This is a genomic window from Pseudomonas sp. Soil_N_39, from assembly GCF_057655955.1.
Window position 1 is genome coordinate 1 of the sequence record NZ_JBDGLI010000057.1, and the last position, 356, is coordinate 356.

The 356-nt window shown below is 61.0% G+C and carries 1 protein-coding gene; it reads right to left on the bottom strand.

The annotated features are described in order from the left end of the window. Positions 1 to 356, bottom strand: a 356-nt coding sequence (locus AC3A5O_RS28810; protein ID WP_487754024.1) for an immunoglobulin-like domain-containing protein, incomplete at both ends; no start/stop codon positions are given.

Below are 356 nucleotides of genomic sequence, written 5' to 3' on the forward strand. Positions count from 1 at the left end.
GCTTCCAAGTTGCCGCCGGATGCATCTTTGATCGACTCGGTGACGGTGGTCGGACCTTGATACACGTCGTTGCCGACGGCTACGTCGAGCATGCCCGAGCTCGCGCCGGCGGCGATGGTAATCGTTTTGCCGCTGTCGAGGGTGACGGTGACTGGACCGTTTTGCGCAGTGACGGGTTTACCGTCGGCACCGGTCAGGGTCGCGGTGTAAGTGATGGTGCCGTTTTCGTTCACGGTCGGTGTAGCGGTCAACGTCACGGTGGTTGTGTCGTTGACATCGCTGACGACGGTGCTGACTGGCGCGGTGTTTGGAGCGATGGCTTCCAGGTTGCCGCCGGATGCACCTTTTATCGACTC